The 14,343-nt window shown below is 39.2% G+C and carries 12 protein-coding genes, 3 pseudogenes and 3 riboswitches; all 15 genes and pseudogenes read left to right on the top strand.

Annotation, left to right across the window (positions count from 1 at the left end):
* Window positions 1-110: 110 nt before the first annotated feature.
* A pseudogene (locus ACFWE9_RS21710) lies at window positions 111-224 on the top strand (NAD(P)-binding domain-containing protein); the annotation flags it as partial.
* 26 nt (window positions 225-250) lie between these two features.
* Window positions 251-478: a hypothetical protein gene (locus tag ACFWE9_RS21705; RefSeq protein WP_377358726.1), complete on the top strand. Its 228-nt coding sequence runs from the start codon at window positions 251-253 to the stop codon at window positions 476-478.
* A gap of 281 nt (window positions 479-759) precedes the next feature.
* A riboswitch (glycine riboswitch) is annotated at window positions 760-859 on the top strand.
* 3 nt (window positions 860-862) lie between these two features.
* Window positions 863-919, top strand: a riboswitch (glycine riboswitch).
* 355 nt (window positions 920-1,274) lie between these two features.
* Window positions 1,275-2,654, top strand: a complete 1,380-nt coding sequence (locus tag ACFWE9_RS21700; protein ID WP_230162740.1) for an amino acid permease — start codon at window positions 1,275-1,277, stop codon at window positions 2,652-2,654.
* A 261-nt stretch (window positions 2,655-2,915) separates the two neighbouring features.
* A riboswitch (glycine riboswitch) is annotated at window positions 2,916-3,019 on the top strand.
* A gap of 169 nt (window positions 3,020-3,188) precedes the next feature.
* Complete coding sequence (gene glyA, locus ACFWE9_RS21695) at window positions 3,189-4,439, top strand: serine hydroxymethyltransferase (protein ID WP_230162742.1); 1,251 nt, start codon at window positions 3,189-3,191, stop codon at window positions 4,437-4,439.
* A 42-nt stretch (window positions 4,440-4,481) separates the two neighbouring features.
* Window positions 4,482-4,850, top strand: a pseudogene (locus ACFWE9_RS21690) (L-serine ammonia-lyase, iron-sulfur-dependent, subunit alpha); the annotation flags it as partial.
* A 3-nt stretch (window positions 4,851-4,853) separates the two neighbouring features.
* Window positions 4,854-5,963 (top strand): glycine cleavage system aminomethyltransferase GcvT, encoded by a 1,110-nt coding sequence (gene gcvT, locus ACFWE9_RS21685; RefSeq protein WP_230162744.1) that lies wholly within the window; start codon window positions 4,854-4,856, stop codon window positions 5,961-5,963.
* Window positions 5,964-6,119: 156 nt separating this feature from the next.
* A complete protein-coding gene (gene gcvH / locus ACFWE9_RS21680; RefSeq protein WP_230162746.1) occupies window positions 6,120-6,515 on the top strand; it encodes a glycine cleavage system protein GcvH in 396 nt (131 codons plus the stop codon).
* A gap of 1 nt (window position 6,516) precedes the next feature.
* Window positions 6,517-7,869, top strand: a complete 1,353-nt coding sequence (gcvPA, locus tag ACFWE9_RS21675; protein WP_377358723.1) for an aminomethyl-transferring glycine dehydrogenase subunit GcvPA — start codon at window positions 6,517-6,519, stop codon at window positions 7,867-7,869.
* Window positions 7,862-9,346 (top strand): aminomethyl-transferring glycine dehydrogenase subunit GcvPB, encoded by a 1,485-nt coding sequence (gene gcvPB / locus ACFWE9_RS21670; RefSeq protein ID WP_377358721.1) that lies wholly within the window; start codon window positions 7,862-7,864, stop codon window positions 9,344-9,346. Before gcvPA ends, gcvPB begins: the two co-directional genes overlap by 8 nt.
* A gap of 218 nt (window positions 9,347-9,564) precedes the next feature.
* Complete coding sequence (lipA, locus tag ACFWE9_RS21665) at window positions 9,565-10,443, top strand: lipoyl synthase (RefSeq protein WP_377358719.1); 879 nt, start codon at window positions 9,565-9,567, stop codon at window positions 10,441-10,443.
* 38 nt (window positions 10,444-10,481) lie between these two features.
* Complete coding sequence (locus ACFWE9_RS21660) at window positions 10,482-10,787, top strand: iron-sulfur cluster biosynthesis family protein (RefSeq protein WP_230162753.1); 306 nt, start codon at window positions 10,482-10,484, stop codon at window positions 10,785-10,787.
* 108 nt (window positions 10,788-10,895) lie between these two features.
* Window positions 10,896-12,293, top strand: coding sequence for a dihydrolipoyl dehydrogenase (gene lpdA, locus ACFWE9_RS21655; RefSeq protein WP_230162756.1), 1,398 nt, complete (start codon window positions 10,896-10,898; stop codon window positions 12,291-12,293).
* 344 nt (window positions 12,294-12,637) lie between these two features.
* Window positions 12,638-13,507: a formyltetrahydrofolate deformylase gene (purU, locus tag ACFWE9_RS21650; RefSeq protein WP_377358716.1), complete on the top strand. Its 870-nt coding sequence runs from the start codon at window positions 12,638-12,640 to the stop codon at window positions 13,505-13,507.
* A gap of 496 nt (window positions 13,508-14,003) precedes the next feature.
* A complete protein-coding gene (locus ACFWE9_RS21645; protein ID WP_230162760.1) occupies window positions 14,004-14,219 on the top strand; it encodes a hypothetical protein in 216 nt (71 codons plus the stop codon).
* Between the two features lie 48 nt (window positions 14,220-14,267).
* Window positions 14,268-14,343, top strand: a pseudogene (locus ACFWE9_RS21640) (L-serine ammonia-lyase, iron-sulfur-dependent subunit beta); the annotation flags it as partial.

Genomic DNA, 14,343 nt, shown 5'->3' with positions numbered 1-14,343 from the left:
ATACATAAAAGTATAATTATTAGATGCCTTTTATTTTACATAGTAAGAACTCTAGTAACAAATACGATAGATTAAATAAATGATGAACTATAATAATTAAGAAGGGACGAATGGACCATGGCGAAACAACAATCGGTGTGATAGGTTTAGCCGTAATGGGTAAAAGTCTAGCGTTAAATATTGAAAGTCGAGGTTATTCTATTTCTGTTTACAATCGTCCGTCTGAACTGTAAAGGGGGTATGAACTAAAATGAGTAAGGAAAAGAAAATCAAGCTAAAGAAGCCAAAGAAGTGGTGGGTATGGGTTCTAGCCATTATCCTCATTGCTAATATAGCAAGTGGTTGGGACAAAGAGGAAGTTGCTAAAGAAGAGAAGGAGGGTGCCTCTAAGCAATCCATACTGCTGCAAGGATTCTCGCGAGTCTCGCAATACTTCAATTTTCTCTTTTTCCATACATCAATTGTGTTAAAAATATAGACATTATATCCTTTCCCATCTTTAGATTTAGAAGTATTTTCAATGGACAAAAATGCCTAAATCCTTCGTTTTTCTCAGCATCCGTTCAAAAGTGGGTCGGTTTGCACCTACGATTCAACAAATTTGATTTTGTAAGTTAATAACTTCTAATTTATGAACTGTCAGAAAAATCGATATCGTCTATGTTTAAATTTCAGAAAATAAGCATTTTTCAGATAGTTATTGTAATTTCCATTAAAACCCGTTAAGATACAACTATTAAAGCAACTTTATATCAGCGGATGATGATTGTGGGAGAGACTAAACGTTGTTTAGCACCGAAGGAGCAAACCCTAAAAAGCAGGGAACTAATCTCTCAGGTAAAAGGACTACAATTGGACGCGTCTCTGGAGAGAGCCACAGGCCACCGAAGGAGTTAAACTCTCAGGTAAAAGGACAGAGGAAGATAGGAAGACCCCCCTATCTTTCCTTTGTCCTTTTTTGTATTTGGAAAGATAAAAAAAAGGAAAAAGAGAGGAGTATGCATTGAAATTTGTTAAAAAAAGAGTCAATCTATTGAATTCAACGATTAATGCACTATGTTTTTTCGCAAGATTGGCAGATTAGAAAAAAATTTAAAAAGGAACAGAATATGAATCTGTTATGAAAAAAATCTATATCTTGCACCTATTAAAGAAAGCGCTTACACGAGTGGGGTCATTCTCCCAGTACCTAATTATTTAACCCATTGAAGGATTGACCCTTTAGTCAGGAAAAAATCATAAATAGCCTATAAAACTAGAAAGTGGGAAATCGCATGCAGGAACAAAAGTTAGAGAGAGGCCTAAAAAACAGACATGTACAACTCATCGCTATTGGTGGGGCAATCGGAACGGGATTATTTCTTGGGGCAGGAAAATCTATTCATTTAGCAGGACCATCAATTTTATTTGCTTACATGATTACAGGCGTCATTTGCTTTTTAATCATGCGCGCACTTGGAGAATTACTCTTATCCAATTTGAACTATCATTCTTTTGTTGACTTTGTAAGAGAATATTTAGGTAATATGGCAGCATTTATAACTGGGTGGACCTACTGGTTTTGCTGGATTTCAATTGCAATGGCAGACTTAACAGCAGTTGGTCTTTATACCCAGTATTGGTTTCCCTCTGTACCACAGTGGATGCCAGGATTATTTGCGCTTGTCATTTTGCTATTTATGAATCTTGCAACCGTAAAACTTTTTGGCGAAATGGAATTCTGGTTCGCATTAATTAAAGTCATCGCTATTCTAGCACTAATTGTTATCGGTATTTTCATGATTATTAAAGGCTTTTCCACAGATTCAGGCGTAGCCAGTTTCACGAATCTATGGAGCCACGAAGGAATGTTCCCAAATGGAATAAATGGCTTTATCCTCTCATTCCAGATGGTAGTGTTTGCGTTTGTTGGTATTGAACTTGTAGGACTTACAGCTGGTGAGACAGAAAATCCAGAAAAAGTTATCCCAAAAGCAATCAATAATATTCCTATTCGGATAATAATTTTCTACATTGGCGCACTTATTGTCATTATGAGTGTTTATCCGTGGAACGCAATCATCCCATCGGAAAGCCCATTCGTCCAAGTATTCGTGGCTGTTGGTATCGCTGCGGCTGCTGGTATCGTCAATTTTGTCGTCCTAACATCAGCTGCTTCAGCATGTAATAGCGCAATCTTCAGTACAAGCCGGATGGTATACTCACTTGCCAAAGATAAAAATGCACCTGTGCCATTTGCAAAACTTAATGCCCGTAAAGTACCTGCCAATGCATTGGCCTTTTCAACTGTCGTCATTCTAATTTCCGTTGTATTGAACTATTTAATGCCAGAAGGAGTATTTACGTTAATTACAAGTATTTCTACAGTATGTTTCATTTTTATTTGGGGAGTTACTGTCATCAGTCATTTAAAATACCGCAAAACAAGGCCAGATCTAGCGAAAATGAACAAATTTAAATTACCACTTTATCCAATTTCTAATTATTTGATCCTTGCTTTCCTAGTGTTCGTACTTGTTGTGCTTGCCCTTTCGGAGGATACTCGTGTTGCCTTGTTCGTAACTCCTATTTGGTTTATTATGCTGATTGCGATTTATAAGATGCGGAAAACGGAGGTAGATCATTCGAATCAGAGGAAGGCAGCGGGAAATTAAGTGGCAATCTGCCCGCATTAATAAGCAACCATTAAGATATCTGAATGATCATATTTTGATGAGAAAAAGATTATTTTAGAATAGTTTTGTTAGCGCTTTCAAAAATGCTTGACATAATTAGCCACAACTACTATTCTAAATTTACCAAATTGAATAAGCGGATGACAGTTGTGGGAGAGTGCAATGCGACACAAGCCACCGAAGGAGCAAGTTCCAAAAAGACCCTTGGAACAAATCTCTCAGGTAGATGGAACCACAACTGGACGCACCTCTGGAGAGCGCGTATAAACATGTACGCCACCAAAGGGGAAAGGTTCTATTAAAAATGGAGCTAAACTCTCAGGTAAAAGGACAGAGAAGGGTAGAGAACGCTACGTTACCCTTTTCTGTCCTTTTTTGCGTGCAAAAAAGGTAGTAAAGCATACTGTTTTTAACAGTCTTCATAGAAAAGTAGCTGTAGCGGGAAAGAGGTTTTAGGTCTCGAATCATACTAAAACTCAGAATAAGTAAAAAATGTCTAGGAGGAAAATAAAAATGAGTTTAAAACAAAATGATTTAACTATTTTTGAAGCGATTGAGAAGGAAGGACAACGTCAACATCAAACCCTGGAATTAATTGCATCAGAAAACTTCGTTAGCCCAGATGTATTAGAGGCAATGGGAAGCGTGATGACAAATAAATATGCAGAAGGTTATCCAGGAAAGCGCTATTATGGTGGATGTGAATTTGTCGATGTGGCAGAACAAGCAGCTATTGAACGCTTAACAAAGCTTTTTGGTGCCAAATATGCAAATGTTCAGCCTCACTCAGGTGCACAAGCCAATTTCGCAGTTTTTTTCGCACTGCTTCAGCCTGGTGATAAAGTGATGGGAATGAACCTTTCACATGGTGGCCACTTAACACATGGAAGTCCAGTCAGCGTTTCAGGAAAATGGTTTGAAGTGGTGTCCTACGGAGTTAAAGAAGATACTCAATTAATTGATTATGATGAGTTGGAAGCAATGGCAAAGAAAGAAAAACCTAAATTGATTATTGCAGGGACAAGTGCTTATCCAAGAACGATTAATTTTGCACGATTTAAAGAAATTGCCGATCAAGTTGGTGCAAAACTTATGGTGGATATGGCTCATATAGCAGGGCTGGTAGCAACTGGTCTTCACCCATCTCCAATCCCATATGCAGATGTTGTGACAAGTACTACTCATAAAACATTGAGAGGACCGCGCGGGGGTATCGTTTTAACAAACGATGAAGAAATTATCAAAGCGATTAATAAATCAGTGTTCCCAGGAATTCAAGGCGGCCCACTCATGCACATCATTGCAGCAAAAGCGGTTGCTTTCAACGAGGCTTTACAACCAAGCTTTAAGGAATATACGAAACAAGTCATTGAAAATGCTGCAACACTTGGCGAAACATTAAAAAATGAAGGTGCAGCCCTTGTTTCTGGTGGAACAGATAATCATATTGTCCTTTTAGATTTGCGTCCGTGGAATTTAACAGGAAAAGAAGCAGAGAAATTATTAGAAGAAGCGGGCATTACCGTTAATAAAAATACGATTCCATATGATCCAGAAAAGCCATTTGTTACGAGCGGTATCCGAATGGGAACAGCAGCTTTAACGACTCGAGGCATGAAGAAAGAAGAAATGGTGAAAATTGGTGAAGTGATTGCAACTGTTCTAAAGAGTAAAGGAAATAAAGAGGTTCTTGAGAAAGCAAAAGAAATAACAAAAGGGATTTGTGATGTTTATCCGTTATTTCAACAGCCAATTACTGTGTAAGAAAAGGGGTAGCTCAATGGAATTATTCCTTTGCTGAAACCTGCATCGGCCATGGCAGCTGGGACAATCGTTGAGTTAAAAGGCGGATCGCCACAGCAAACCGTGAATTCGACAGCCATTGCGATGAAGTCACTTTTAGGATTGGTTTGTGATCCAGTCGCAGGACTTGTTGAAGTTCCTTGCATCAAGGGGAATTCGATTGGAGCCTCGATTGCATTTTCAGCGGCCGACATGTCTCTAGCTGGGATTGAAAGCCGCATACCTAGTGATGAGTTAATTGAAGCCATGTATAAGGTAGGAAATGATATGCCAAGGACCCTTCGAGAAACGTCAATTGGAGGCCTGGCGATGAAAGAAACCGGTAAACGGAGAAAGAACATTTATTTTACAAAAAATCATAATCGGGGGTAGATCATGGGTACTGAAACAGCATTAAAGCAAACACCGCTTTTTGAAGTATATAAAAAGTACGGGGCAAAAGTTATTGATTTTGGTGGCTGGGCTCTGCCAGTTCAATTTACCAGCATTTTAGAAGAGCATGAAGCTGTTCGAACAGAAGCAGGACTTTTTGATGTTTCTCATATGGGAGAAGTACTTGTGGAAGGGAAAGATGCCGAGAGTTATATTAACTACCTTGTTACAAACGATGTAACAAAGCTTAGCATCAATCAAGCACAGTATACCGCAATGTGCTATCCAGACGGCGGAACGGTCGATGATTTATTAGTTTATAAATTAGGGAATGAAAAATATTTACTTGTTATTAATGCCGCAAACATTGAGAAAGATTACGAATGGATGAAGCAGCATGTAAAAGGAGAGATGGCGCTCCAAAATATTTCGGAAGACATCGCCCAGCTTGCGATCCAAGGTCCAAAGGCAGAAAGCATTTTGCAAAAGTTAACGGAAATAGATTTATCAGAAATTGGCTCTTTTAAATTCGCCCAACATGTCAGCATATCCGGGATTACCGACATACTTGTATCCCGTACAGGTTACACAGGAGAAAATGGATATGAACTTTATTTAGCAGCAGACAAAGCGGTAGTACTCTGGGAGAAGTTATTAGAAGCAGGAACCACGAATGGATTACAACCATGTGGACTTGGTGCACGGGACACGCTTCGGCTTGAAGCACGTCTTGCACTCTATGGCCAAGAACTAAGTAACAATATCAGCCCGCTTGAAGCAGGAATCGGCTTTGTCGTAAAGACGAACAAAGAAAGTGACTTTATCGGAAAATCTGCACTTACAGCACAAAAAAAAGCTGGATTAAAACGAAAATTAGTGGGGATTGAAGTAACAGGCCGGGGGATTCCGCGTCATGGTTACAAGGTAATTTCTAAAGGTGGAGAGGAAATAGGTATTGTTACATCCGGAACACAATCACCATCTTTGAAGAAAAGCTTAGGTCTTGCTTTGATATCAGCAGACCAAGCTGAAGTGGGGGCGCCGATAAAAGTGGAAATCCGTAATAAAATGATTGAAGCCGTTATTGTTAATGCACCATTCTACAAAAGATAAGTGGAAATAATATTTTAATAGAGTTATCGTGTAGTTTTCTTAGTTGATGTCCGTTACCTTGCATGCAGCCCGAAATCGACAACCTGCTATGAGTAAATTACCTAAAATATATTCAGAATTATGTGAATAGTAAAAAAACGAAAAGGGGAAAATACAATGACAAAAGTAATATCAAGTTTACGATATAGCAAAGAACATGAATGGGTGCAACAATTAGAAGGAAATCGTGTACGTATTGGAATCTCTGATTATGCACAAAAGGCACTAGGTGATATCGTCTTTGTTGAAAATCCAGCGATTGATGATGAAGTAACTGTCAATGAATCGATGGGAACGATCGAGTCAGTTAAAGCAGTTTCCGAACTTTACTCACCTGTTTCAGGTACGGTAGTTACTGTAAACGAAGAGTTAGAAGGCGCTCCAGAGACGATTAACGAGCATCCATTTGAAGCAGGGTGGTTAGTCGAAGTAGAAATGTCCAATCCAGAAGAGTTAGATTCACTTCTAAACGAAGATGAATATCAAGCATTTACTAATGAAGGAGAGGAATAATATGACAGCCACTTATAGATACCTTCCTGATACGAAACAGGACCAAGAGGAAATGCTTAAATTTTTAAATATTTCTTCTATAGATGAGTTATTTGAAGATATTCCAGCTGAAATTAGCCTGCAGGATGAGCTAAACATTCCAGAGGCGGTTCCTGAACCGCTTCTTTTAAAAAAAATGAATCAGCTTGCTACAAAAAACAAAAATGCGAATCATTACCCAACTTTCCTAGGTGCGGGTACATATGATCACTATATTCCAAGTGTAGTAAATCATATGATTTCACGTTCCGAATTTTACACAGCTTATACACCCTACCAGCCGGAAATCAGTCAAGGTGAATTACAAGCGATTTTTGAATTTCAAACGATGGTTTGTGAGTTGACAGGAATGGATGTGGCTAACTCTTCCATGTACGATGGTTTTACATCGCTTGCAGAAGCTGCATCACTTGCCGTTGCATCTACAAGACGTTCAAAAGTGCTTGTATCCAAAGCGGTACATCCTGAATCCCGTGCTATTTTACATACAGTAGCTGGAGGTCCGGGGTACACAGTTGAGGAAGTAATTCTTGCTGATGAGGTTACAGATTTAGGGAAGCTGCAAGAACAAATTGATAAGGATACTGCTGCCGTAATTGTTCAATATCCAAATTTCTTCGGTTCGATAGAGGATTTAAAAGCAATTAAGAAAATGGCGGAAGAAAAAGGTGCCCTTTTAATCGTAAGCGCCAATCCTCTTGCACTAGCACTCTTACAAGCTCCTGGGAAGCTTGGGGCAGATATTGTGATCGGTGATATGCAGCCGTTAGGAATCCCGATGTCCTTTGGCGGTCCACACTGCGGCTATTTTGCGGTAAGTAAGAAACTCATGCGCAAAATCCCAGGACGTATTGTAGGGCAAACAGCAGATGAAAAAGGACAACGTGGATTTGTGTTAACACTGCAAGCGCGTGAACAGCATATTCGCCGTGATAAAGCCTCATCCAATATTTGTTCCAATCAGGCATTAAATGCTCTTGCCTCCTCTATTTGTATGACATCACTTGGAAAGCAAGGGATTCGTCAAATGGCACAGCTAAACATTGAGAAAGCTGATTACATGGCGAAAACTTTAGAACAGAGGGGCTTTACCATAATCAATGAAGCACCATTCTTCAATGAGTTTGTTGTCGGGCTTCCTCGTCCGGTAAAGGAAGTCAATACAAAACTTCTTAAGGCGGGTATTATCGGTGGATTTGATTTAGAAAGTGATTACGGCTTTGGAAATCAAATGCTGCTAGCTGTGACTGAGCAGCGAACAAAAGAAGAAATTGACCAATTTGTTGATGCTTTGGAGGCGATTGTAAATGGTTGAATATAATGAGTTAATTTTTGAAATAAGTCGTCCAGGACGTGTAGGTTCAAGTATTCCGGATAGTGACGTTGACTATGTTGATATAAATGACAAATTTCCAAAGCATTTAATTCGTGACGAACCGGCGGAGCTCCCAGAAGTATCAGAGTTGCAGCTTGTCCGCCATTACACAGCGCTTTCTAATAAAAACCATGGGATAGATAATGGATTCTATCCACTGGGTTCTTGTACGATGAAGTACAATCCGAAAATAAATGAAGATGTGGCACGTTTGGAAGGCTTTAGCCGCATTCATCCATATCAGCCCGTTGAAACAGTACAGGGTGCATTAGAAGTTTTATATGAATTACAAGAAGAGCTAGCTGTCATTACAGGAATGGATGCTGTAACTTTACAGCCATCTGCTGGGGCTCAAGGGGAATGGACAGGTTTAATGATGGTTAAGGCGTATCATGCTCAAAAAGGTGAAACGAGAACGAAAGTACTTGTTCCAGACTCCGCGCATGGTACAAATCCTGCAAGTGCAAGTGTTGCTGGTTTTCAAACGATTACGATCCCATCCGATAAAAATGGATTAGTTGATCTTGAAGCATTAAAGAAACATGTGGGACCTGATACAGCTGCACTAATGTTGACAAATCCGAATACCCTTGGACTTTTTGAAAAAGAAATTGTGGAAATCGCTCAGGTTGTTCATGAAGCAGGGGGCCTATTATATTATGACGGAGCGAATGCTAATGCCATTTTAGGTAAAACAACACCAGGTAAAATGGGCTTTGACATCGTGCATTTAAATCTTCACAAAACATTTACGACGCCTCATGGAGGTGGTGGTCCAGGGGCAGGCCCTGTCGGTGTGAAAGAGAAACTTACTCCTTACTTGCCAGTGCCGCATATAGAAAAAGAAGGTGATAAATATGTGCTGAATGCTAAATATCCGCACTCTATCGGAAGGGTAAAAGGGTATTATGGAAACTTCGGAATTCTCTTGCGGGCGTATACTTATATTCGCACGATGGGTCCTGAAGGGCTGCGCCAAGTATCTGAAAGTGCCGTGCTTCATGCTAATTACCTTCGTAAAAGATTAGAGCCATATTTTGAGGCGCCATATTTACAAATTTGTAAGCATGAATTTGTCCTATCTGGATCTAGGCAGAAAAAGCTGGGTGTAAGAACACTTGATATGGCAAAGCGTCTGCTAGATTTCGGCTACCATCCGCCGACCATCTATTTCCCGTTAAATGTTGAGGAATGTTTGATGATTGAACCGACAGAAACAGAGTCGAAAGAAACACTCGATGCTTTTGCGGATGTAATGATTCAAATTGCCAAAGAAGTGGAAGAAAACCCAGGTGTTGTTTTAGACGCACCACATACTACGGTCATTGGGCGATTGGATGAGGTCCAAGCAGCTAGACAACCAATCTTGCGTTATTCCAAAGAGGATGTAGTAGAGGAAGAAACAGTAAAGTCATAAATGAATGATTGAACATGAACCACCAGGGATGAAAATAAAGAGAAGAATCTCAAATCTCATTATTTCATTCATGGTGGTTTCATATAAGCTCGTGTAAAAAGGATGACAAAAAGAACCAAAATGTCAGAGGAACGGAGAAACTCAATCGGTCTTTTTATAGGCAATTGAATAACCTCTTTAAGCTAAAATTACATATGCTCATAGGAGTGAGAAATAAAATGTCCATCAGTAATCTTCGTAAACCAGAATGGCTTAAAATTAAATTAAATACGAATGAACAATATACGGGCTTAAAGAAAATGATGCGTGAAAAAAAGCTTCATACAGTTTGTGAAGAAGCAAGATGTCCTAACATTCATGAATGCTGGGCGGTCCGAAAAACGGCGACTTTCATGATTTTAGGAAGTATATGTACACGAGCTTGCAGGTTCTGTGCAGTTCAAACAGGACTACCATCAGAGCTTGATTGGGAAGAGCCTGAACGTGTCGCAGAATCAGTAGAGCAAATGGGTTTAAAGCATGTTGTGATTACCGCTGTTGCTCGTGATGATTTAAAAGACGGCGGAGCAGAGGTATTTGCGGAAACTGTAAAGGCAGTGAGGCGGCAAAATCCATTTTGCAGTATTGAAGTTCTCCCCTCCGATCTGAATGGGGAATATGACAACTTAAAAACATTAATGGATGCAGGGCCAGACATATTGAATCACAACATTGAAACAGTAAAACGTTTATCTCCAAAAGTTCGTGCACGTGCAACATACGAACGTTCACTAGAGTTTTTAAGGCGGGCAAAGCAAATGAATTCCACTATCCCGACGAAATCAAGCATTATGATTGGCCTAGGAGAAATAAAAGAAGAAATTATGGAAACGATGGATGATCTTCGTGCTAATGATGTGGACATTATGACTATTGGTCAATACTTGCAGCCGACTAAACGACATTTGAAGGTCGAAAAGTATTGGAGTCCAGAAGAGTTTGAAGATCTTAAAAACATTGCCATGTTAAAAGGGTTTAGTCATTGTGAAGCCGGTCCGCTTGTTCGCTCCTCGTATCATGCAGATGAGCAAGTCCGTGCAACTAAGGCTAACGCGTAATCATTTTTCAATAATCCATTAAGAAAGGGGAGAATCAGTTGATAGTCAAAATAACAGAGGCAGCCATGAATAAACTGAAGGAAATGTCACGTAAGGATACGCAAATTCCTCGCATTGACGCTGATATTGCCGGCGGCTGCGGGTTGTCGGTGAAGTTCTCCCTCGTATTGGACGAGCCCCGCAGAAACGATACAATTATTGAATATGAGGGAGTTCACCTTAGATTAGATCTTTTTACAAAACGCTATTTAGATGAACAGACACAAATTGATTATTTAGAAGATCATGGCTTTATTGTTGGAGAAAGATTTGCATCCAGTGCATGTGCCATTGAAATAATTTAAAGAATCGTTACGGCTGACCTATTAATAGAATGGATCGTGTTTAATGAGTTGTTTTTCTTACACTATCCATATACCCATGTTTATAAAACCAAAAGGGGGAAGTATTTGATGAATCAAGATTATGACGTTGTTATCATCGGCGGCGGCACCGGTGGATATGTTGCGGCCATTCGTGCGTCTCAATTAGGATTAAAAACGGCAGTCGTTGAACAAGGTAAACTTGGTGGAACTTGCCTTCATGCAGGTTGTATTCCAAGTAAAGCATTATTAAGAAGTGCAGAGGTATATTCGAATGCAAAGAATGCAGATAAATACGGTGTTATTGTACCGGAAGTAGGACTGGACTTCTCAAAAGTACAGGCCAGGAAAGAAGAAATTACTGAACGCTTATTTAAAGGTGTACAACATTTAATGAAAAAAGGGAAAATTGATGTTCTTGAAGGTAAAGGAAGTATTTTACAGTCGAAGGATGTTTTAGTGAAATTGAATCATGAAGAAGGGGAAATGATATTAAACCCTCGAAATATTTTAATAGCAACAGGATCTCGTCCAAGGACATTACCCGGCCTAGAGGCAGATAGCGAATATGTGATGACATCGGATGAAGCGCTACAAATGAAAGAGCTCCCAAATTCCATCATTATTGTCGGCGGCGGTGTTATTGGAATAGAATGGGCTTCGATGCTTATTGACTTTGGATTAGAAGTGACTGTGATAGAGTATGCCGATCGCATTTTACCGACGGAAGATAAAGATATTTCAAAGGAAGTACAGCGACTAATGAAGAAAAAAGGTGTGAAAATTGTAACAGGGGCAAAGGTGCTTCCAGAATCGTTAGAAAAAGGTGAGGGTGTCTCTATTAAGGCGGAATATAAAGGAAAAGACACGACATTTTCAGCAGAAAAATTATTAGTATCTGTCGGAAGATTACCAAACATAGAAGGCATTCACCTTGAAAATACGAAAGTTGAAGTCGAACGTGTTATTCAAACAAATGAGTATTATCAAACGGATGAGCCAAACATTTATGCAATTGGAGATGTAATTGGAGGATTGCAGCTTGCCCATGTTGCTTCACATGAAGGAATCATCGCAATTGAACATATGGCAGGAGAAAACCCTGTGCCACTTGATCCATCGCTTGTTTCAAAATGCATATATAGTAGCCCGGAGATAGCTAGTGTTGGACTAACAGAAGAGGATGCGAAGGAGAAAGGGTATCAAGTAAAAACAGGGAAATTCTCCTTCCGTGCGATTGGAAAGGCACTTGTTTTTGGTGAATCAGACGGTTTTGTCAAACTTGTTGTTGAAGAAGAGTCTAGTAAGTTGTTAGGAGCGCATATGGTCGGACCTCATGTAACCGATATGATCTCAGAAGCGGGTCTTGCACGAGTATTAAATGCAACAGCTATGGATATTGCGCATACGATACACCCTCACCCTACATTAGCGGAAGCAATTGGGGAAGCTGCCCTAGCTGTATATGGTAAGGAAATACACGCCTAGCTAAAAAAAATGTAAAAGAATAGAGGCGAACAACCTTCCTTCATAGTGGGAAGGGAGAACATTCTTATAGGTGGGAGAAGCAAGGCATTAAGTATCAGGTAGTATATTTCCTCTACTTTAAGCACTATGAAAATTGAAGATATGAAGGTGTGAAAGGAAAAACGTCTGACAGTAATTTTTAAGGTTCTATCGCCCGCCTTCACCGTAGTTCATGTCGGCTAGAATTGAAATTGTAGTTACAGTATTGTTCGGACCCCGAAAGCGGTTGTGTTTAGCCATCATTCTGAATTCGAAAGCTTTTTACAACTTATACTTACAACTATAAAGGATGGTGAGAGACCACATTGTATAAAGAAGTGAATGTTAACCGTGCTAAATTATTAATATCTTGTCCAGAGAAGCCAGGTATTATCTCGGCTGTATCTAACCTTTTATTAAAAAGCAAAGCAAATGTTGTTCATTTTGACCAACATACCACGGATCCACAAGCAGGTATGTTTTTTATGAGGATCGAATTTGATTTAAATGACGTTGATGCTTCCTATGCAAAACTTGAGGAGGACTTACAAGTTCTGGCTCAGGCTTATGCGATGGAATGGAGCTTAAGTGGTAATAAGAAAAGAAAACGAATGGCCATCTTTGTATCCAAAATGGATCACTGTCTTATGGAGCTTATATGGCGTTGGAAATCAAATGAACTTCCAGTAGAAATCCCGATGGTGATCAGTAATCATCCTGATTTTAAAAAAATAGTAGAAAGTTATGACATTCCTTATTTTCATATTCCTTTAACTCATGAAACAAAGCAACAAGCAGAACAGAAAGCGCTAGAACTACTGAAAGGGAAAGTAGACTTTATTGCCTTGGCTAGATATATGCAAATTCTTTCCCCTACATTTATATCGGAGTTTCCAAATCAAATTATTAACATTCATCATTCTTTCTTACCGGCGTTTGTCGGAGCAAATCCTTATGCGAGGGCCTATAATCGTGGTGTTAAGTTAATTGGAGCAACTGCTCATTATGTTACGAATGATCTTGATGAAGGACCCATTATTCAGCAAGATGTAAAGCGGGTTAATCATAGACATACAATAGAAGAATTAAAGGTTGCCGGAAGTCATGTGGAAAGACAAGTTCTTGCCCAAGCAGTTTCCTGGCATATTGAAGATAAAGTTATTATTCATGGTAATAAAACAATCGTGTTTGATTGAGTACAATATTAAGATACTTCAAAGATAGGGATAAACAAAAATTTTAAGGATAATTGAGTAACTTATTATATTTTATCAATATTTTCAAAGATTTTTCTACTAATTCTATTAAACAGACAAAATACTCAACCTTGGGAGTATTTTGTCAAATCTCAAACGTGAAACAAAACTAGTTATACTTATTCCTATATTAATACCCCAATGTCCAACTCTATAATAATTGAATCAATTTCATAAAAGTTTTTCTTTCATTAGGGCTACAGAATTTTAGTTATACATTAAAAAACGGTTAACAGCTTGATTCATTTTGTGCATTTGTTGATTGAGGAGATCTACTGCTAATTTCGGAGCATTATAAATATAAACAAGCGTCGTAAGATTGAAATGAACTTTGGCTTTTTCGCCTATTCGATAGCGGACATTTTTAGTTGAAAGAATCCTTTAAAATAGACTTTGACGCGTTCAACGTCCGTACTCTGCTTGTAAAGTTTTTTCCATGCTTCTGACCCATAATACAACCGGGACGGCGACACCAATCTCAGGGTTGGCAGTTATGTACGGTTTCAATGATCTTGTAAAAGTGACGATCACTGCTGGGATATGCGCAGTTGTTGGAGCAACGGCAGGTTTCCTTCGGTCGATCGTGTTCAAGAATTTTAAAATTAGAACAGTATCACAAATACGGGTAAATGAAGTACAAAAAGCGGCATAATGAAAGACGGTTAACCGAATCTTTTGCCGGGAAAAGGGGCATTACACAATGAAGTACAGATCTGCATTCGATATAATCGGTCCCGTCATGATTGGACCTTCCAGTTCACATACAGCAGGAGCTG

The organism is Peribacillus sp. NPDC060253, from assembly GCF_042727425.1.
Lineage (GTDB): Bacteria > Bacillota > Bacilli > Bacillales > DSM-1321 > Peribacillus.
The sequence above is the reverse complement of the archived record's forward strand: the minus strand, read 5'-3'. Positions and strand labels throughout refer to the sequence as shown.